Below are 20,657 nucleotides of genomic sequence, written 5' to 3'. Positions count from 1 at the left end.
CAACAATCGTGCCTCTAGATAAATTCTAGTTATATCAATGACATAATTTTGCACCGGTTTTCTTGTGTAAATAATATTGACAATATGTTAATTTGTTAATTTAGAAATGCAATCCTAAAGCCTTGTCTAATAAAGAGAAAAAATTTAATGCTGCTGTCTGCAGGCTGTAACAAACATCTGTTGTTGTAAATGTGAAATAAAAGTTTTAGATGTTTAAAATGTGATAATTATGTTATTTTGAGTTCGATGTCAGATTTGCGTTGGCCAAATGCGTTGGTTGTGGCGGCTGTCTGATGTCAGTGCTTTAACCTGTTTAGATGGAGTTAACACCGTGAATAAGCAAACTTTCCGTTATGCGGGGCATGCCTCTTATGTTGTTTACCGACTTATTGATTTGATCATTCTCACGGCGGTGTTTATTGCCGGCGTTAAGTTGTATGACGTGACCCTGACCAGTAAGTATGGGCTGCTGCTGTGTGCTCATATGTTGTGTTATTCCTACCTGGCTGAATCTGTGCAGCTTTACCGATCGTGGCGGGTAGGGCGGTTTTCCCGCATGCTGGCACTACTGGTTTTCGTGCATACCTTGTCTTTTCTGCTGGTGCTGGCTGCGCTGTTTGTCTTTAAACAATCTGAAGCCTTTTCGCGGGCGGTATTGGTCGGCTGGTATTTAGGTTCAATCTGTACCTTAGTGCTGTGGCGCTGTTGTGCCAAGATGGTCAAAACAGTGCAGCGCCGTCGTGGCCTTGCTATGCAAAAGGTTGCGATTATTGGTGCCGGTGCCAGCGGTATGAGCTTGTATCAGGAGATCTCACGTCATCCTGAGCTGGGATTTGATTGTATAGGCTTTTTTGATGATCGTGCTGCCAGCCGGCTGCCAGAAGAGCTTCAGCCCTATTTACGCGGTAACTTTAGTGATGTGCTGGCCCTGGCCCGCAATGGCGATTTAGTGAAACTGTATATTAGCCTGCCGATGCTGGCCGAGCAGCGGGTGGCAACCATGATCACTGAGCTTGGTGATACCACGGTTGATGTACTACTGGTGCCGGATTTTCTGATGAAGAACCTGATGCATGGCCGTATTGGTAATGTTGGGGAGGTGGATACGATAAGTGTGTTTGAATCGCCCGGCTTTGGTATTCAGAATTTTTACAAACGCAGCTTTGATATTGCCTTCAGCCTTTGTGCGTTGCTGACGGTATTGCCGTTAATGCTATTAATAGCCCTGGCCGTAAAGCTGACATCGAATGGACCTGTGTTATTTAAGCAAGACCGCTATGGTCTGGATGGCCGTCGGATCGGTGTTTATAAGTTTCGTTCGATGCGGGCTATGGATAATGGCCAAAAGGTGGTGCAGGCTACCCGCAATGACAGCCGTATCACGCCGGTTGGAGCGTTTTTACGGCGTACTTCTTTGGATGAACTGCCGCAGTTTTTTAATGTATTAACCGGCGATATGTCGGTTGTCGGCCCCAGACCGCATGCTGTTGCCCACAATGAGGAGTACCGTAAGCAAGTTGCATTTTATATGCTGCGGCACAAAATGCGCCCGGGTATAACCGGCTGGGCGCAGATTAATGGCTGGCGTGGTGAAACAGACACACTGGAAAAAATGGAAATGCGGGTAAAGTTTGACCTGGACTATATTCGCAACTGGTCGCTACTGTTCGATATAAAAATAATTTTAAACACCCTGGTAAAAGGTTTCTTTAGCAAAAACGCGTATTAATAAGGACGTTAAATGTTTAATTTCTCATGCGTTACGCTTAGTTTGGCGGCGCTGGGAGTATCGGCCACACTAAGTGCCACTGAGTATATTGGTGGCAGTATTACCACTGAAACTGGTATTGACTTTACACCGATGCTGCAAACCCGTTTAAGCCACGATAACAACATCGCCAGTACCAGCGAACATGCAATGTCGAGCTGGCTGCTGGCCGTCACTCCGCTATTGCGTGCGCAGCTTAAGAAGGGGCCTGATGAGTTTAGCGCTACCGCACGCCTGGCCCGCGGCCATTATATGTCGAGCTCTGATGACAACTACCTGGATTTCTTTCTTGGGGCGGACGCTAAGGTAGAGCTGAATGAAAACAACCGTTTCGATCTTGATATTACCTACCGGTCAGGTCATGAAAAGCGTGGTACCGGAGTATCGGAAGGTATGGGTAATGCATTGCAAGAGCCGGTAACCTTTGAGGTGAGTGATGTTGATGTGGACTATGAATATGGTGCCCTGTCTACGCCAGCGCGGTTGCGGTTAATGGCTGGCTGGTACGACAAAGCATATAGCAGTCATGGCAACCTGACCCGCTACCGCAGCTACCAGCGTTTTTCATACGGCGCGGCATTTTACTACAATACCCAGGCCAGCATTCGCCTGCTTAGCGAGGTAACACGTGCCGACATTAATTATGAGCAAACCGACCCTACCGGCAACCGTGATAATACCACAACCAGTTATCGTATGGGGATGGAGTGGCAAGCAACTGCATTAACTTCAGCTGGTGTACGCTTCGGTTATCAGCATAAAGATTTTGAAAGCCTAGGGCGTGAAGATTTCAAGGGCCTTACCTGGCAAGCCAGTTTAGCTTATGCACCACTTAGCTATTCGCAATGGCGGCTAAGCACCGGTAGGTTGGCGAAAGAGCCAAATGTACAGGGCGATTACGTTGAAGAAACCTTATATGGGATCAGCTGGCGCCATAATTGGTCTGAGCTGTTGGCAAGCACCATTCGTTTTGCTTACAGCTGTGAAGATTTCGCGGGTAGCGGGCGTAGTGATAAAACCCGGGAGCTAAGTCTGGCAGTAAGCTATTTGCTGCGCGCCAATATGTTATTGACAGCCGGTACCGACCTTAGCCGCAAAGTTTCTACAGCCAGGCACATTCGTTTTGATAAAAACATATTCTACGTTGGAGTTCAGGCAGGTTTATGATGCTGATATTAAAACCATTACTACTATGCTCGCTGGTACTTGCCAGCTGGAGTGCTGTTGCTGATGACAGCTATTTACTGGGAGCGGGGGATAAGATCAGTATCCGGGTGTTTGGCCAGGATGATCTGGCGTTGAAAACACAGCTTACTGACAGCGGTACCATAAATTATCCTTTCCTGGGTAGTATTAAAGCGACCGGTTTAACATTGAAACAACTGGAGCAGCTTATCTATCAGGGGTTGGCAGGTGATTATCTGATAGCCCCCAGTGTGTTTGTTGGCATTGACGAATACCGGCCATTTTACATTCACGGCGAAGTGAAAAAACCCGGAGCTTACTTTTACCAGCCTGGTATGACCGTAAATCAGGCTGTTGCGCTGGCGGGTGGGCTGACTGAGCGCGCATCCCGCGATCGGATTATGATTGCCCGCGAAGCGAATAAAGCAGAAGCCGAAAATGCCAGCCTGAACAGTCGGGTACTAGCGGGTGATACCGTGACTATTTTACAGAGATTCTTTTAAATGCAAGTTGACATCACGCGAGTGGATAGTGCCAGTCAGGCCATCCAGGTTATTGACCTGAAAAAAACCATTAATGTTATTTACCGGGCAAAATGGCGCATCATGGCCTTTACGTTGCTATGCGGTGCTTTGGCAACTTTTGTGTTGTTAAATATGGCGCCGGTATACCGGGCGACCTCAACGTTACTGCTGGAAGCCAATCAGGCCCGCGCCATTAAGATTGAAGAGGTTTATGGCTTCAACTCGTCGCAGCAGGAATATTATCTGACGCAGTTTGAAGTACTGAAATCACGCTCTATCGCCGAGCAGGTGTTTAAGCAACTGAATGTTGCCAGCCACTTTGAATACCAGCCTAAACCTGGCTGGAAGCAACAGCTCGTGGCGTTACTGCCTTTTCTGCCCCAAAAAGCGCCTGTTGCTGATCCCGACTATGCTGCTTTCCTGCTGCATAAACGGCAACTGGACGCCTTTGTGCGAAATGTTCAGATTACGCCGGTACGCCGGACCCAGCTGGTCAGGTTAAGCTTTAGCTCTGAAGATCCGCGGTTGGCGCAGGCGGTGGCCGATGCATTGGGTGAGGCCTATATAAACAGCCAGTTGGATGCTCGGCTGGGGATGACCCAAAAAGCCAGTAGCTGGCTGGGTGGGCGGGTGACAGAACTGCGTGACAAGCTGGAACAAAGCGAGTTTAAACTGGAGCAATTTCGTGCAACCCATAACTTAGTTGATGTAGCAGGTGTTACCGCACTGGATCAACGTGAGCTGGAGCGATTGAACGAGCAATTGTCAGTTGCCCGTGCCCGTAAAGCAGAAACGGAGGGTTTTTTAAACCTGGTACAGCGATTTGGCCGCGATGATATCCGGCGCCTGGAAAGCTTGCCGGAAATTACCTCGCATATCTCAATCCAGAACGTAAAACGTGAAGTGCTGGTCACCGAGCGTAAAGTGTCTGAACTTGCTAAGGTATACGGGCCGAAACACCCGAGAATGATTTCAGCTCAGGCTGAACTGCAGTCGGTACAGCAAAATCTTACCCAACAAATTTTGCGGCTGATTGACGGAGTCGAAAAGGAAGCACAGGCGACTGCAGAGCGCCTGACTGCGCTTGAACAGCGTTTTGCCCTGGCACGAAGCCGCTTTTCTGGGTTAGGTTCGCTGGAGTCAGACTATCGGCGGCTGGAACGTGAAGTCGAAGCCAACCGCTTGTTATTTGATAACTTTATGGCCCGGCAAAAAGAAACGGAAGTAACAGGGGGCTTTGATGCACCTATCGCGCGCTTTACCGATTTGGCGACTTTGCCCACCGTACCGGAAAAACCAAATAAGAGGCTGATTTTATTACTGGTGTTAATTGCTGCTTCAGGTGTTGCTATTGTTATGGCACTGGTTCTCGATGCCCTGAATGACACCATAAAGCATCTGCCCGATGTGGAGAAAATGCTGAACCAACGGGCGCTGGGCTTTTTGCCACGGAGTACGAAAAAGGCCACTGAACTGGTGCGGGCCCGTGCCTATTTTGATCGTTCACAGCGCCAACATATTGAGGCTGTGTCTAATATCCGCACCAGCTTATCGCTGCTTGCAATAGATAAATCATTGCAAATCATCGAGGTTACCTCGTCTTACCCGGAAGAGGGAAAAACCTCCGTCAGCTTAAATCTGGCTTATGCTTATGCTGCGCTTGAGCGGGTGTTGGTGATCGACGCCGACATGCGCAAACCAACGCTGGGCAGTAAACTGGGATTGCCCAGTTATCAGAGCGGCCTGGCCAATGTACTGTCCGGTACGGAAAAACTAGCCGACTGTATCGTCAGGGATGAGCAGAGTGGCGTTGATGTGTTAGCCGCAGGTGCCGTGCCGCTTAATCCACTGGAGTTGTTAGCTGGTGGTGCTTTCGAAGCACTGCTGAATACCTTACGCGCCGACTACGACAAGATTATTATTGATACGCCACCGGTGCAATTAGTCAGTGACAGTTTGCTGCTGGCTCCGATGTCTGATGCTGTGTTACTGGTAGTGAAAGCCGACCATACCCGCAGCCCGGCGCTGAAAAACTCTATCGCGAAAATTAATCAGGCGCACGGTAATTTGTATGGTGTTGTTTTAAACCAGATGGATACTGAAAAAGCGGCCAGTTATTATGGCCAGTACGGTCAGTATGGCTATTATGGCGCAGAGCAGGCATAACCGGTGATCGATTTACATTGCCACATATTACCCGCGGTGGATGACGGCGCCGCCGATATGGCCGAAGCCTTAGCGCTGTTGCGTCTGGCCCAGCAGCAGGGGATCAGTCATATGGTGGCCACACCTCATGTGCAGGCAGGGTATTATGACAATACCGTCAGTAGTATCACGGCGGCGTTGTCTGCACTGCGGCATGGCGCAGCAGCAGCAGGTATCGATATCCAGCTGGCCGCTGCCGCAGAGCTCAGAGTCGAGCCACAGCTTATTCAGCTGGCAGAGCGTAAAGCCCTGCCGCTGCTGGGGCATTATCAGGGCGATATGTTACTGCTGCTGGAATTTCCTCACAGCCATATTCCGGCAGGAAGTGATAAGCTGATTAAATACCTTGGCCGGCTCGGCTACCGGGTGATGGTAGCGCACCCCGAGCGCAACCGCGAGTTGCAACAGGAACCGTCTAAAATCAGCCAGTTACAGCGGCTGGATTGCTTATTTCAGCTGACCGCAGCGTCACTGCTGGGTGTGATGGGTGATAAACCGTTGCAACTCGCGCGGCAGTATCTGGCACAGGGTATCTTCAGCGTTATTGCTACAGATTGTCATTCAGTAAAACGCCGGCCACCGCTGCTGGCCGATGCTAAGGCGGCGTTAGCCAGTAGCATGACGCCAGAGCAACTGCAGCAATTGCTGGTGGATACGCCGGCAGAAATCAGCCAGTCGCTGTTTACCGCTGGTGGGGTGATGGTGGCTGGCTGATGCAACCTAAACACGCCCGTTGGCTTTATCCTGCAATGGCACTGGCCATGCTTGTGGCCATAGGGTTACTGGCCAGACAGGGCCTGGCCAGTGCCTATCACTTTAAGTCGGTATATTATCTGGAGCGTTGGCAACACGACAGCGTTGTATTGCTACCCGCTTATCAGGATGCGAAAGCGGCAGCGCAGCGCTCGCTAAAGCTTGACAACGCTAATCCGCATTATCGGCTGATGTTAGCCCGTACCTTAGAGTGGGGCCATCAACAGCAATTAGAGCAGGTTGACCCCTTGCTACTTCGCCAGCTGTATCAGCAGGCGCTGGCGCAAAGGCCACAGTGGGGGGATGGCTATGCGGCTTATGCCTATGCGTTGGCCTGGATCCTGGCACAGCCAGAAGAAGCCGCCCGGCAATTGCTGCAAGCTCAGCAATATGGACCTTATATGCCACAACCTCTGCTACTTGGCGCAAGGCTGGCAAATGATTTCTGGCCACAGCTACCGCCAGAATTTAAAGCACAGTATTTTACTGACCAACTTAAACTGGCAACCGCCTATTATCCGGTGTACCGGCAGTACATTGCGATAGCGCGGCAAAGCCCGCTGCGCGACGTACAGTGTGCCTTTTTGCGCCAACACGCGTTAAACCCTGGCGTCTATGCCCGGCTGCGGCATGATCTGTGCCGGCATTGGCCACAGCCGGTTTAAGCTTGCGGGACTAAAATGCTGGCACGACAAGGCTTTTTTGCGAGCAGGCAGCTAGTCACAGCTGCAGCAGAGTGTGTTATTCTTGGCCCACTATAGATACTGCCGGAGATTTTATGGACGCTAATCACGTCGAAATACGCCATTTGACCAACCAGGATATGACAGAGCTTAGGGCGGCCTCGGAAGAGGTGTATCAAACGGGTCCGTTACTGACCTGGACTGCCGATATTGTCGACACCTTACTGACCAAATTCCCTGAGGGGCAGATTTGTGTCTGTGTTGACGGTAAAGTAGTGGGTTGTGCTTTTTCATTAATTATCGATTACAGCAAATTCAGTGACGACCATACCTACGAGCAGATTATCTCTGGTTTTTCATTTGATAATCATGATCCTAATGGCGATGTGCTGTATGGTATTGAAGTGTTTATTCACCCGGACTACCGCGGTCTGCGCCTGGCCCGGCGCTTATATGATGTGCGTAAAGAGCTGTGTGAGAACCTGAACTTACGGGCCATTATGGCTGGTGGGCGCATGCCAAACTATGAGCAGCATGCTGATACTCTGACGGCAAAACAGTATATTGAGAAAGTGAAACGCAAAGAGTTGTACGATCCGGTGCTGAGCTTTCAGCTGGCCAATGGTTTTCACGTGCGTAAATTGTTAAAAGGTTACATACCCGGTGATGTTGAATCACAGGAATACGCCACCTTACTGGAATGGTTAAATATCTACTATACCAAGTCCGTTAAGCTGATTAATGCGCCTAAGGCGGAAGTGCGGCTGGGGTTGGTGCAATGGCAAATGCGCAGCATGGAAAACATTGAAAAACTGTTTGAACAAATGGAATTTTTTGTTGATGCCGTATCGGATTATAAAAGCGATTTTATTCTGTTTCCAGAGCTGTTCGCTGCGCCTTTAATGGCTCATTACAATCACTTAAGCGTCACCGAAAGTATTCGCCAGTTGGCCAAATATACCGAGACTATTCGGGATAAATTTGTTGATTTTGCCATTGCCTACAACATTAATATTATTACCGGCAGTATGCCGTATCTGATCGACGGCAAGTTGTATAACAGCGGCTTTTTATGCCGGCGCGATGGCAGCTGGGAGCAGTACGACAAAGTGCATGTTACCCCGGCAGAGAAGCGCAACTGGGCGATGACCGGCGGCAGTAAAGTGGAAGTGTTTGACACCGATTGTGGCAAAATCGGCATTATGATTTGCTACGATGTCGAGTTTCCGGAATATGCCCGCCTGTTATCGGATCAGGGTATGAATATTTTGTTCGTGCCTTTTTTAACTGATACCCAGAACGGATACACCCGGGTGCGCCACTGTGCCATGGCCCGCGCTATAGAAAATGAATGTTATGTGGCAATTGCCGGCGCGGTGGGTAACCTGGCACGGGTGAACAATATGGATATTCAGTACGCGCAGTCGGCACTGTTTACGCCGTCTGATTTCTCGTTTCCGACTACCGGCATTAAAGCCGAAGCTACCCCCAATTCAGAAATGCTGTTAATTGTCGATGTGAATCTGGATTTATTAAAAGAGTTGCATACCCATGGCAGTGTTCACACCATGAAAGACCGGCGGCACGATGTGTATCAATTATCGCTGGTTAACCCACCTAAAATCAAAAAGTGAGTGCATAGCTAAGTTCAGCTTATAGTCATCGCCTGAAAACTATTTATTGGGCGATGGCTTGTTTCAGCGCTGACGAAGCCTCATGCTATGACCACGCAACTGTGCTACGCAGCTTGTGTATCCTGTTTGATGAGGTGTTATGCGTTGGCTGAGTAGTTTCGCCATTCTGGTTTATTTAAGCTTATTGTGCTCGCCGCAAGCCCTGGCCGTGCACGATAGTCGCTTATCACCATTGGCTGATACCCAGCTGCAGGCGCTTAATCCGGCACTTTATTACTATACCGCTAGCTCGATTACTGACCATGATGATTCGCCACCAGTAGCACTGTTTTCTGCTATTACGGCTAATGCTTATTGTACTGTTCCACCAGCGCAGGCCAGTGTTAGCGCTAGCCTGAGCAAGGTGTGCTATAGCGCACATCCGGCGCGAGCCCCTCCCGTATTTTCTTCACACTAACACTAACAATTTAGCCGAACAGTCAGCCTGTTGGTATTTTTGAGTGGTTGCTATAGCCAGGCTTAGCGGCTGCTAGCTATGTGAAGGAAAAGTCATGTTAAATAAGAACCCGTTATGGCGGTACCTGTTGGTAAGCGCCATGCTGCTATTGACCCTGCTCTATGCGTTACCCAATTTATATCCGGAAGACCCCGCGTTACAAATTAGCGCCAGTCGCGGCAGTGCTATTACTGAACAACGCCAGCAGCAATTTGAGCAAGAGCTTGAACACGCCGGGCTAAGCGCAAAATCTGTGCAACTGGCTGATGGCAAAATAATTGCCCGTTTTCACAGCGCTGAGCAGCAATTGCAGGCGCGGGATCTGGCGAAAACCCTGTTAGGTAAGAATTACACCACGGCCCTTAGCCTGGTGCCGGCCACCCCCGACTGGTTAAGTGCCATTGGTGCCACGCCGATGAAGCTGGGCCTGGATTTACGCGGTGGTGTGCACTTTTTGCTGGCGGTAGATATGCAGGCCGCGCTGGATAAAAACCTCAATGATTTGGCCAGTCAGGTTCGCAGTGATTTGCGCCAGGCCCAGATCCGTTACCTTGGCGTTCAAACCGAGCTTAGCAACAACCAGCTGCTGTTAAGTTTTCGTCAGGCTGAGGAGATGCAGGCTGCCGCCATGCTGTTAGCGAAGCAGGATCGCCAGCTTGTGATCACTGCAGATAATGATGCGCTGCATTTGCGCCTGGCGTTGAGCGAGCAGCGCCAGCGTGAGATCCGGGAATATGCGCTGGAGCAAAACATTACCATTATTCGCAACCGGGTAAACCAGATTGGGGTGGCCGAGCCGGTGGTGCAGCGTCAGGGCGCTGATCGGATAGTAGTGCAATTGCCTGGGGTACAGGATACCGCCCAGGCGAAAGATATTTTAAGTGCCACCGCCACGCTGGAGTTTCGGCTGGTAGATACAGACAGCGATATCGCCGCCGCCGTAGCGGGGCGCCTGCCGGTGCATGCGGACTTATATGCCAGCACCGATGGCCGGCCACTGTTGCTGGATAAACGGGTATTGCTGACCGGCGATCATATTATTGATGCCAGTGCTGGCTATGATCAGTATGGTCAGGCCAAAGTGAATATTAAGCTGGATAGCGCCGGTGGCAGTTTAATGGCGGATGCGTCTAAAAATGCGGTTGGCCGGCGGCTGGCTTCGGTATTTATTGAGTATAAACCCGGTACTGAACTGGGCAGCGATGGCACGCCGTTACTGGTAAAACAACAGGAGGTGATTAACGACGCCACTATTCAAATGCGTCTGGGGCGCGAATTTGATATTACCGGTCTGAGCTCACCGGCCGAAGCCCGTCACCTGGCCAGTTTATTACGGGCGGGCGCTTTGCTGGCGCCGGTACAAATTATTGAAGAGCGCACTATAGGCCCCAGCTTAGGCCAGGAAAATATTAAACTGGGCATGCTGGCTATTCAGTGGGGCCTGGTAGCGGTGCTGCTGTTTATGGTGCTGTACTACAAAGCTTTTGGCCTGATTGCCAATATTGCGCTGGGCGCCAACCTTATTTTAATGATTGGTTTTTTGTCGATGATCCCGGGCGCCACGCTGACGCTACCGGGCATGGCCGGCATTGTGCTAACTGTGGGGATGGCGGTCGATGCTAATGTGCTTATCTTTGAGCGCATACGGGAGGAGCTGGCCGAAGGGCGTTCGGTGCAGCAGGCTATCCATGTCGGGTACGATCGCGCCTTTGCCACTATTGCCGATTCTAATATTACCACCTTGCTGGTGGCGCTGATCCTGTTCGGGGTTGGCACCGGCCCGGTGAAAGGCTTTGCCATTACCCTGGCCATTGGCATTCTTACCTCGATTTTTACTGCGGTAGTGGGTACCCGTTTATTGGTTAATGTAATCTGGGGTGGCCGCCGTTTGCAGTCACTGCCGCTGTAAGGAGTGGGGTATGCAAATATTTAATTTTGGCCAGCCGCTTAATTTTATGAAATTTAAATGGCCTGCTTTGTGGTTGTCTGCCTTACTGGTAGTAGGGTCTTTTGTATCTATTTTCAGCCAGGGTATAAACTGGGGCCTGGATTTTACCGGTGGTACCGTAATTGAGGTAGGGCTGGCGCAAGGGGCCGATCTGAGCATGATGCGCCAAACACTGGCGGCAGCCGGTTACCCCGATGCAGTTCTTCAGTTGTTTGGTACGAGTAAAGAGGTGCTTATTCGTATTCCACTTCGCGCCGATGTGGCACAGGCGGCAGTAGGCGAGGCAGTGTTGCAGGCACTGAATAGTCAGCTGGCCGAGCCGGTAACTATGCGCCGGGTTGAATTTGTCGGCCCCAGTGTCGGCGAAGAGTTAAAACAAGACGGTGGCCTGGCCATGCTGGTGGCGCTGCTTGGTATTTTGCTGTATGTCGCATTGCGCTTTGAATGGCGCTTGTCGGTGGGGGCGGTGGTATCACTGGCGCATGATGTGATCCTGACGCTGGGCTTGTTTTCGGTGTTGCAACTGGAGTTTGATTTAACCGTACTCGCCGCCATTCTGGCGCTGATTGGTTATTCGATTAACGACACCATAGTGGTGTTTGACCGGCTGCGGGAGAGCTTTCGCAAGCTACGTGATGCTACGGTAGATGACACTATTAACCATGCTATTACCTCCACGTTAAACCGCACCGTGATTACGTCGCTGACCACGGTACTGGTGTTGCTGGTGCTGTTCTTTATGGGCGGGGCACTCATTCATGGTTTTGCTACTGCACTGTTGTTCGGTGTTGCTATCGGTACCTATTCTTCGGTGTATGTGGCCAGTGCAACGGCAGAGGTGCTTGGCATCAGCCGCGAAGATATGTTACCCCCACCGCCGCCTGAAGCAGAGCATACCGGGTAAGTTGTGTTATGAAAAACGGCCATAAGGCCGTTTTTGTGCTGCGGTGTAAATTGGTTTAACGGCTCCGGCTAACTGTGCTACCGTTTGTAAGTACTTTTATTAACGTCAGGAATGAGCGAATGGCACTGCCTGTTACGTCGCAAGATAATAGCAAGCTCAGGGAACGCTCAGGTCTGGCTGACGACGCTATGGTATTTGCCGCTGACAGCGAGGCACCGCAGCGTGAATATCAGTACTGGACAGTACTGATTGTCGATGACGATCCGGAAATTCACCAGGTTACCTTGCTGGCCCTGCGTGATTTTAACTTTAAGAACCATAAACTTAAGTTTATCAGTGCTTACAGTGCCAGCGAAGCCAAGCCGATTTTAGCCAATAACAGTGACATCGCCCTGGTATTGCTGGACGTGGTAATGGAAACCGATGATGCCGGTCTGACCTTGGTGCACTATATCCGCGATACTCTGCAAAACCAGCTGGTGCGTATAGTACTGCGTACCGGTCAGCCAGGGCAGGCACCAGAGCAGAAGGTGGTGCAAGACTATGATATTAATGATTACCGGGCTAAAACCGAACTGACAGTGCAGCGATTAACCACTACCGTATTGTCGGCACTGCGCGCTTATACTGCTATCGCTGAACTGGCACAGCTTAATGAAACCCTGGAAGCTAAAGTTCAGGCCAGAACGGCAGAATTGGCGGTCAGTAATCAGCAATTACAGCAAACGCTGGCCGAGCTGGAAGCCGGTGAGCGCGCCGGTAAGCAGGTACAATTTAATATGCTGCCAGCGGCCAGTTTTAGTTGCGGCAACTACCAGTTCAGCCATGCGCTTTATCCTTCGGCCTATATGAGCGGCGACTTTGTTGATTATTTTACTGCCAACGAGCACCAGGTGGTATTTTACATTGCCGATGTGTCGGGCCATGGTGTGGCATCAGCTTTTGTTACCGTGTACTTAAAACGTTTTATCAGTAGTAATTATGAGCGCTTGCAGCGCGGCAGTGCCGATACCCTGCTTAACCCTGCGGCCATGCTGACGGCGCTAAACAGCGAGTTGCTGCGGGAAAACCTCACTAAATATATTGCGCTGTTTTATGCGGTGCTTGATACCCGCAGCCATCAGTTAACCTATGCCAATGCCGGGGCTTATCCGTGGCCGCTGCTACTGCAACCGCAGCAAGCGCGCTACCTTGAGCTGAAAAGCACCCCGGTTGGCATGTTTGATTTTGCCAGTTACCAGAACCATTCGCTAACCATGAATGAAGACAGTAGTTTGTTGTTGTGCTCGGACGGGCTGTTAGATTTGCTGCCTCAAAAGACCACTGAGCTTAAACTGCAGTTTCTTAAAGATCATAGCGCTACTGCCCCCGATATTGCCGGATTACTGCAGGCGCTGGGTGTTGATCCGGATCAGGCATTGCCGGATGATTTAACTATACTTAAGCTTATCCGATGCCAGCATAAACCGGGAGTAAGTAACGGATGAGTGAACAAGAGCAAATCCTGTTTGCCCGTGTTGATAACTGTTGTTATTTCAAGTTGTGCGGCGAGCTGCGTTACACCAATGCCAGCGGCATGGATGATCTGATTGAGCGGTTATTCAGCGATGCAACACCTTGCAGCCAGGTGGTTATCGATTTAAATCAGGCGACCTTTATCGACAGCACCTACATCGGCTTGCTGGCCAGTCTGGCTCGTTATTGCCAGCAGCAACAACTGCCAAAACCAACCCTATTTTCCACCCAAAGTGAAATAAATGACCTGCTGTTTGGCTTGTGTCTGGATCAGGCCTTTCAGATTATTCAGCAACCCACCCATTTAGCTCCAGGCAATGTGCCGGCCGATATGACAAGTATTGCTGCACAGTCATACAGCGAGCAGGAGCAGGGCAGGATGATTTTACGGGCACACCAGGCGCTGCTGGATCTTAACGATAAAAACAAAGCAGAATTTCAGCCTCTGGTTGATTTGCTAAGGCAGCAACTGAACTAAGCGCATTTGGCCCGGCCACTTTGCTGCTGAGCTAACCGATATACCGCTCAGCAGCATGCGCTACAATAATTCACTGGGCCAGCAACAAACCAAACACTTCCCAGTCATTTAGACAAACGGCTGCTATCTGCTAACCGCAGGGAGATTCTTGCTTCCGCTTCTGGCTCGTTTTAGCTATTGGTATTAAATCATCTGGCTGATGAGTGCCAGAAGCAGACGTACAGTTTAATTTTGTTATGGACCTCAAATTCAAAATCGGTTTGAGTCAGGCTAATGTCCTCCGGGCTGGCTGTGGTGCCTGTCCAGTTTTGCTCTCTGTGTATGAATTTTTAAGATACATTATTGCGTAAAATGGCAAAGATAAATTAAGTAGCGCCTTAAGTAATCAGCAGACGTTTGTTTTTCCTCATTCTTCTACATGAGCCAGCTTTTGTGAGGGCCAGGAATCGTCCAAATGCCCATAATGAGGACAGCTAATCCACTAAGTAACCTAAAGTTTGAGTTTTTTATTACTGACTGAAATTTCACACTCAATGAGCCTGTTAACAGCAGTGCTGGAATGGTTCCCATGCCAAAGGCCAACATCAATAGCGGTGATATAATTACTGAGCCTTGTGCAGCAGACCAAACCAGAGTGCTGTAAACCAAGCCACAAGGTAACCATCCCCAGAAAAATCCGACAATAAAAGCTTTTCGGCTATTGTTGATGGGATAAAATGCTCTGGATAGCGGCTGTATAAATGAAAAGACTTTTGCGCCGGCTCTTTCTATGTGAACAAGTACCTTTGATAAACCTGCAATATAGAGCCCCATCAAAATCATAAGAATCCCGGCGAACAAGCGAAGCAGCTTACCCGCACCCAGATCTTGTGCGAAGTAACCAACAGATCCCACCATCACTCCCGCCAGGACATAAGAGAAGATTCTTCCTAAATTTAACAGGTTTAGAAACCAAACCTTTTCAGCTGGTTTCTGCGGTTTAAGGCCCATTGAGAGTGCGGAGCTTAAACCTCCACACATGCCGATACAGTGGGCGCTGCCTAATAAGCCAATCACAAAGGCACTGCCGAATAGTAACGCCACTTCATGTGTCATGCTTAAGCTCCAATTGGTATAGTCAAACTGACGCTCATGTTTCTGCCTTGCCCCAAGGCATAGCCTTTATAAGTATCTAAAAAGTTACTGTAGGCTTTATCAAACACGTTATTTACTGAAAGTCTCAGGACTATGGGCGATGAAAAAGCCTTAAGCTCGCCTTTTATCCCAAAATTCCACAGGGTATAAGCTGGAGTTGAAGCAGTACCAAAGGGCAACTTATCGTATTGCGAAAAAGGCTCATACACACCGGCACTTTGCTTATGAGCATAATATTGAGCATTAAGATAAAGCTCTGGGGCCTCGAATATCAGCAACTTTTCTGGTTGCCAGAGCAACTCTGCGTGGAGTTTGTCTGCTGGCAACAACGGTAATTCTGAGCCGATATCTTTAAGCTTGCTGTTGATCTTTGTGAAGTTCGCTACAAGCTTTACACTATCCGTAAGTTGCCATTGTGCTTCGGTTTCGCTGCCGAGCAGTCTGGCATCGCCTTGCCTGAGCTGATGGATGGGTAAGCCTGAGGGTGCGTGTAACTCTGTTGTTCTGGCTTGGTAAATATACTCATCAATGGTGTTATAAAAAACAATAAAGGAAAAGTTAATACGTTGCGTAAAATAACGTATTCCAACATCTTTATTGAAAGAATATTCTTCTTCTAACTCAGGATTGCCCTGTTGATAGGCCGCTACGCCACCATGGACACCCAGTGCATAAAGATCAAACACTGAAGGAGCACGAAACCCTCGGGCGAGATGCGTTGTAGCAAGCCAATTATCTGCAAATTGCCAGGTTAGACCCAAAGATCCACTCAATGCATTCCAATGGCGTGAATCGCTGCTGTTTACAGCTAGATGAGCTTGCTGCGATATATAATCAAACCTAAATCCTATTTCAGTTATCCATTTTCCATGCTCCAGACGCTCAAAAGCAAAAAGCGAATAGCTATTGCTGTTCGCATCCGGAATTAAATTACCCACATAGGTGCGCTGCTGCTTATCAACCACTTCAAATCCAAGCTCACCTTGCCAGCCCTTAATAGCGTCATGAACCACAGAGAAACGACCTTGGTAGCGATTAAGCTCCAGGCTTAAGTCAATATTGCCATCATCAAGCCCCTGATAGGCGATACCTGTACTTGCATCCCTGAGATTCTTTTGCCAGCTTAAACGTGATTTGAATAACCAATTTTCATTCATCTGATACGCGTTATCGAGTAGCAGATTGTGATTCGTCAAGAATTGGCCAGTTGGTTGCCCATTTTGTTGCAGATAATTCTGATCATTAGCCCAGAACATGTAACGTAAAGTGCTTTCAAATGTGTTATTGGCGAAACCAATAGCAGAAGCAAAATCACGCGCTTTAAAATCAGTGAACGGTATTTCTCCTGAAAAAAGAGGGGCGGTACCGCTGATATTTAACGGAAAAGTCAGGACACTGGGGGTAGAGAAGTTATCTGCCTCAGTTTGCCCAAACCCTAAATAGCCGCCCCAGTTGTTGTAACTGGCATCTGCATCAAAATACAAGCTACGCTGATTATTGTTCGAGTGATATTGCGAAAAGAGCGTTGCCTGGTTTAGCTCGCTGACGCCTGAATTAAGCAGTAGGGGCCTGCTTATAAGGTTAACAACACCACCCATTGCATCGGCACCGTATAAAACGCTCATGGGGCCTTTCACTACTTCAATACGTTCGGCTAGAAATGGATCGACATTAGGTGGATGTCTCACGCCATATTGCTGATGGTCTTGTGGCACACCATCTAGGAGAATACGGATCCGGTCTCCGCTTAGCCCTCTTAACACCGGTTTCCCAGATTGTCCGCCAGTAGCAACATTACTAACACCCGCTATTTTTTCGAGCGATGCGCCTAAAGATAGAGATTGATAGCGCGCTTTTTCATCGCTAGCGAGTATCTCTATAGCCGAAGCGGAATCATTAACCCGTGTTTTAAAGGGTGATGCTGTGATGCTTATTTTCTCTAAGTCATGCTCTGAGATGGCTTTCAATTCCGCTTGGCTGTTTGATCGCGTTTCTGCATGTGCGTTTGCAATGAGGGTACATCCTTGAACCAAGAGTAACATTGAGCTGAGTTGAGTTAATCGTTTCATCAGTATTTCTTTATATTAGACATATCTGAATGTTATAACATCTCAAAATGGTTTTCAGGTGTTTTAGCCGCGACATATTGTCGCACTTAAGTGCGGCAAGAGCTGGAGCAGAGCAACATATTTTTTTGCCAATTAAGAAGCCTTTATTAGAAATAATAGGTTTCCCTAATTGAGGTTTAATTATAAGTAACTGATTATTAATGGCAAAAAGCGCATAAGGGCGGTGTATAAAATATGGCCGCTCTAAACAGCCAAGTTGAACTTTTAGTAAGAAAACAACTTATTAATCGATAAATCCGATTACGTTAATCTAAAACTTTTATTTCCTTTGGTTATAAACATAGTCTAATTTGATATAAGCGAATTCGCTAAAGTACTCTTAACAACCAATCGAGGATTACAAAATGTCTGAACAAAACGTGACGTTCCCACAGCTGAATAAACCGGCTCCAGCTTTTAATGCAAAAACCACTTTTGGCATGAAAACCCTGGAAGACTACAAAGGTAAATGGCTGGTGCTGTTCTCTCACCCTGCGGATTTTACGCCAGTGTGTACCACCGAGTTTATGGGTTTTGCGGCCCGTGCTGAGCAGTTTGCTGCGTTAAACTGTGAGCTGTTAGGTTTGTCAATTGATAGCGTGCACTCACACATTGCCTGGGCACGCAGCATTGAAGAAAACTTTGGTGTGAAAATTACCTTCCCTATCATTGCCGATTTATCGATGGAAGTGGCAAAAGCTTACGGCATGATCCAGCCAGGTGCCAGCGACACAGCGGCGGTACGTGCCACCTTTATTATTGACCCGAACGGCATTTTACGGGCGATGGTGTACTACCCAATGAGCAATGGCCGCAGCATCGACGAGTTCGTGCGGGTATTAAAAGCGCTGCAAACCAGTGATGAGCATAAAGTGGCAACACCAGAAAACTGGCAGCCAGGTGAAGATGTCATCGTGCCACCACCAGCAACGATGGCTGATGCCGAAGTCCGTAAGGATCAAGGCTACCAATATATCGACTGGTATTTCAGCAAAAAATCTCTGTAATACAGTGCTGATGTTTTCAAGAGCTGCTTTGCAGCTCTTGCTTTCACTTTTTAGGAGGGGTTATGGATCCTTTAGTACACGTAAAAGCCTTTTTAGATAGCGACAGTGAAACCTTTAGCTATGTGGTTGCCGATTTAACTTCGGGCTTGGCTGTGATTATCGATCCGGTACTGGATTTTGATTACAAGTCAGGTCATACCTCGACCAAAAGTGCAGAAGAGATTCTGGCTTATGTAGAGCAGAAAACCTTTACTGTGGAATGGATACTGGAAACCCATGCCCATGCGGATCACTTATCTGCCGCACCGTTTTTTAAAGAGAAAGTCGGCGCCAAAATTGGCATTGGTGAACACATCCAGCAAGTACAGTCGATTTTTAAGCAGATTTTCAATTTAGAAAAAGAATTCCTGCCTAATGGTGCTCAGTTTGATCACTTATTCAAAGATGGCGAAGAGCTCAAGGTTGGCAGTTTGTCGATCAAGGTGATGCACACCCCTGGCCACACGCCAGCCGATTTGGCCTATTTGATTAACGGCAAGAAGGCGTTTGTCGGTGATACCTTATTTATGCCGGATGTCGGTACGGCACGCTGTGACTTCCCGGGTGGCAGCGCGGTAACGCTATACCAATCAATAAAAAAATTACTTTCTTTGCCTGCTGAGACAGAAATCTATATCTGTCACGATTATCCCACTCAAGGCAGGGAGCATGAATACAAAACCACGGTAGCAGAACAACTGGAGCACAACATTCATGTAAACAGCGAGATTGCAGAAGATGCCTTTGTGCAAAAACGCAAAGCACGGGATAAGACTTTATCAATGCCTCGGCTGATTTTACCCTCTATTCAGGTCAATATCCGCGCTGGGCAGTTACCTCCTAAAGAGGATAATGGTCAGGTATATTTGAAAGTCCCGATAAATATGCTCTGAAGGCAAACAGAAAAATTTTATTTCTATACCGGTCAGTTATTTAGGAGTAATGAAATGGTAAAAACATCGCAAGAATTAGTTTTAGAAGCCAAAGCTCAAATTACTGAAATCTCAGTAGCTCAATTAGCTGAAATACTTAACGACCACCATACTGTACTTATTGATGTTCGCGAACCTGATGAATATCAACAAGGCTATATTGATCGCTCTGTAAACTTCCCGCGAGGCATGTTGGAGATGAAAATTCATCAACACCCATCTGTTGTCGCACATTGTGATGCCAAAACTGCGTTAGAAGACCTTGCTGACAAACCGGTGTATTTAATGTGTCGCTCTGGAGCACGCTCTGCTCTTGCTGCGCTCACATTGAAGCAAATGGGACTGAAAAATGTATTTTCAATCGCAGGAGGGTTTCAAAGTTGGATTGATGCTGGATTTAAAATCGAAACCTGATTAGAGCTAAAACTTTCGCTGCTTTACTACATTCCAAATCGCTGGAGGGCGAGTGATGAAAAACGAGAGCCTGATTGGCCAGCAGGGGATAGGCTCAGTTTACGCCGGACCACAGGGTGCCCTTAAAACCAGCGAACAAATTGACGCTTTTATTGCAAAAGGCTCAGGCAAAGGACTCTTTACTTTACCGACAACTTTTTTGAAATGTGCTGGTGCACCGTTAAAAATGACCTTTACTACCTTATCTCGTCTTAAAAACAGTGGTAAGCGAGATGCCTTCGACCTTCAATTTATGACACCTTTTGCCAACCGGGTGTTTACGGTGCCAGTGTATAACGACTTCGTAGTCAATCGTTGGGCAGAGCAAGGTGTAACGGTGAATTATCAGCGTGAGCTTACCGCTATTGATGCCGCAGCGAAGCAGGCATATTTTACAGACCTGAATGGTAGCGTTTTTAAAGAAGATTACGATTTTATTCATGTCGTCCCTCCGATGTCGGCACCGGATGCAGTTCGTCACTCTGGCCTGACTTGGCAGGAAGGCCCTTTTGCCCACGACTGGCTGGAGGTCGATCAATACACCTTACAGCATCGTCGCTATCCTAATATTTTCGGTATCGGTGATGTGGCGGGTATCCCTCTTGGCAAAACTGCGGCCTCAGTCAAACTGCAGGCGCCGGTACTTGAAAGCAATATTCTGTCTTACTTAACCGGCTCTGAGCTCACCGCTAAGTTTAACGGCTATACCTCCTGCCCACTGATCACCGCCATTGGTAAAGCGGTTCTGGCAGAGTTTGGCTATGGCAATGTATTGATGCCATCCTTTGGATTTATCGATCCAACTGAAGAGTCCTGGGCTGTCTGGGTCATGGAAGAGAAGATGTTGCAGCCAGCCTATAACGCTATGTTACTTGGGAAGGTGTAAGGGGA

At 48.4% G+C, this 20,657-nt stretch carries 18 protein-coding genes; 16 read left to right on the top strand and 2 right to left on the bottom strand.

Going from position 1 to position 20,657, the window contains the following annotated elements:
* Positions 1-331 precede the first annotated feature (331 nt).
* The 12 genes from WG68_RS02365 to WG68_RS02310 all read left to right on the top strand — a co-directional run bounded on the left by WG68_RS02365 (position 332) and on the right by WG68_RS02310 (position 14,093).
* Positions 332-1,729, top strand: coding sequence for an undecaprenyl-phosphate glucose phosphotransferase (locus WG68_RS02365; RefSeq protein WP_046556305.1), 1,398 nt, complete (start codon positions 332-334; stop codon positions 1,727-1,729).
* A gap of 12 nt (positions 1,730-1,741) precedes the next feature.
* A complete protein-coding gene (locus WG68_RS02360; protein ID WP_046556057.1) occupies positions 1,742-2,935 on the top strand; it encodes an outer membrane beta-barrel protein in 1,194 nt (397 codons plus the stop codon).
* Positions 2,932-3,456: a polysaccharide biosynthesis/export family protein gene (locus WG68_RS02355; protein ID WP_200897522.1), complete on the top strand. Its 525-nt coding sequence runs from the start codon at positions 2,932-2,934 to the stop codon at positions 3,454-3,456. Before WG68_RS02360 ends, WG68_RS02355 begins: the two co-directional genes overlap by 4 nt.
* Positions 3,457-5,643, top strand: coding sequence for a GumC family protein (locus WG68_RS02350; protein ID WP_046556056.1), 2,187 nt, complete (start codon positions 3,457-3,459; stop codon positions 5,641-5,643).
* A gap of 3 nt (positions 5,644-5,646) precedes the next feature.
* Positions 5,647-6,396 (top strand): tyrosine-protein phosphatase, encoded by a 750-nt coding sequence (locus WG68_RS02345; RefSeq protein ID WP_046556055.1) that lies wholly within the window; start codon positions 5,647-5,649, stop codon positions 6,394-6,396.
* Positions 6,396-7,100: a hypothetical protein gene (locus tag WG68_RS02340; RefSeq protein ID WP_046556054.1), complete on the top strand. Its 705-nt coding sequence runs from the start codon at positions 6,396-6,398 to the stop codon at positions 7,098-7,100. Before WG68_RS02345 ends, WG68_RS02340 begins: the two co-directional genes overlap by 1 nt.
* Before the next feature lie 113 nt (positions 7,101-7,213).
* On the top strand, positions 7,214-8,752 hold the full coding sequence (locus WG68_RS02335; RefSeq protein WP_046556053.1) for a bifunctional GNAT family N-acetyltransferase/carbon-nitrogen hydrolase family protein: 1,539 nt from the start codon (positions 7,214-7,216) through the stop codon (positions 8,750-8,752).
* Between the two features lie 139 nt (positions 8,753-8,891).
* Entirely contained in the window at positions 8,892-9,209 is a 318-nt protein-coding gene (locus WG68_RS02330) for a hypothetical protein (protein WP_046556052.1), read from the top strand.
* Between the two features lie 94 nt (positions 9,210-9,303).
* Positions 9,304-11,157, top strand: a complete 1,854-nt coding sequence (secD, locus tag WG68_RS02325; protein ID WP_046556051.1) for a protein translocase subunit SecD — start codon at positions 9,304-9,306, stop codon at positions 11,155-11,157.
* A gap of 10 nt (positions 11,158-11,167) precedes the next feature.
* On the top strand, positions 11,168-12,100 hold the full coding sequence (gene secF, locus WG68_RS02320; protein WP_046556050.1) for a protein translocase subunit SecF: 933 nt from the start codon (positions 11,168-11,170) through the stop codon (positions 12,098-12,100).
* Between the two features lie 119 nt (positions 12,101-12,219).
* On the top strand, positions 12,220-13,587 hold the full coding sequence (locus tag WG68_RS02315) for a PP2C family protein-serine/threonine phosphatase (RefSeq protein WP_052748920.1): 1,368 nt from the start codon (positions 12,220-12,222) through the stop codon (positions 13,585-13,587).
* The gene (locus WG68_RS02310; protein WP_046556049.1) at positions 13,584-14,093 is read left to right on the top strand and encodes an STAS domain-containing protein; all 510 of its coding nucleotides are present in this window, start codon (positions 13,584-13,586) and stop codon (positions 14,091-14,093) included. Before WG68_RS02315 ends, WG68_RS02310 begins: the two co-directional genes overlap by 4 nt.
* Positions 14,094-14,507: 414 nt before the next feature.
* On the opposite strand, the gene WG68_RS02305 is transcribed toward WG68_RS02310, so the two are convergent.
* Together WG68_RS02305 and WG68_RS02300 are read right to left on the bottom strand one after the other, a co-directional pair.
* Positions 14,508-15,188 (bottom strand): sulfite exporter TauE/SafE family protein, encoded by a 681-nt coding sequence (locus WG68_RS02305; RefSeq protein WP_046556048.1) that lies wholly within the window; start codon positions 15,186-15,188, stop codon positions 14,508-14,510.
* Positions 15,189-15,190: 2 nt separating this feature from the next.
* The gene (locus tag WG68_RS02300) at positions 15,191-17,296 is read right to left on the bottom strand and encodes a TonB-dependent receptor plug domain-containing protein (RefSeq protein ID WP_083981768.1); all 2,106 of its coding nucleotides are present in this window, start codon (positions 17,294-17,296) and stop codon (positions 15,191-15,193) included.
* Between the two features lie 404 nt (positions 17,297-17,700).
* Here WG68_RS02300 and WG68_RS02295 point away from each other — a divergent pair, with 404 nt between their 5' ends.
* From WG68_RS02295 to WG68_RS02280, 4 genes are all read left to right on the top strand, one after another.
* Positions 17,701-18,342 carry a peroxiredoxin gene (locus WG68_RS02295; RefSeq protein ID WP_046556046.1) on the top strand — a complete coding sequence of 214 codons (642 nt, stop codon included), beginning with the start codon at positions 17,701-17,703 and terminating at the stop codon, positions 18,340-18,342.
* A 62-nt stretch (positions 18,343-18,404) separates the two neighbouring features.
* The gene (locus tag WG68_RS02290; RefSeq protein WP_046556045.1) at positions 18,405-19,274 is read left to right on the top strand and encodes an MBL fold metallo-hydrolase; all 870 of its coding nucleotides are present in this window, start codon (positions 18,405-18,407) and stop codon (positions 19,272-19,274) included.
* 54 nt (positions 19,275-19,328) lie between these two features.
* Positions 19,329-19,727 (top strand): rhodanese-like domain-containing protein, encoded by a 399-nt coding sequence (locus WG68_RS02285; RefSeq protein ID WP_046556044.1) that lies wholly within the window; start codon positions 19,329-19,331, stop codon positions 19,725-19,727.
* A gap of 55 nt (positions 19,728-19,782) precedes the next feature.
* Entirely contained in the window at positions 19,783-20,652 is an 870-nt protein-coding gene (locus WG68_RS02280) for an NAD(P)/FAD-dependent oxidoreductase (RefSeq protein WP_200897521.1), read from the top strand.
* The last annotated feature ends 5 nt before the right edge of the window (positions 20,653-20,657 follow it).

The organism is Arsukibacterium ikkense (assembly GCF_000987775.1).
GTDB lineage: Bacteria > Pseudomonadota > Gammaproteobacteria > Enterobacterales > Alteromonadaceae > Alishewanella > Alishewanella ikkense.
Note: the sequence above shows the minus strand (reverse complement) of the source record. Positions and strands in the feature narration are given on the sequence as shown.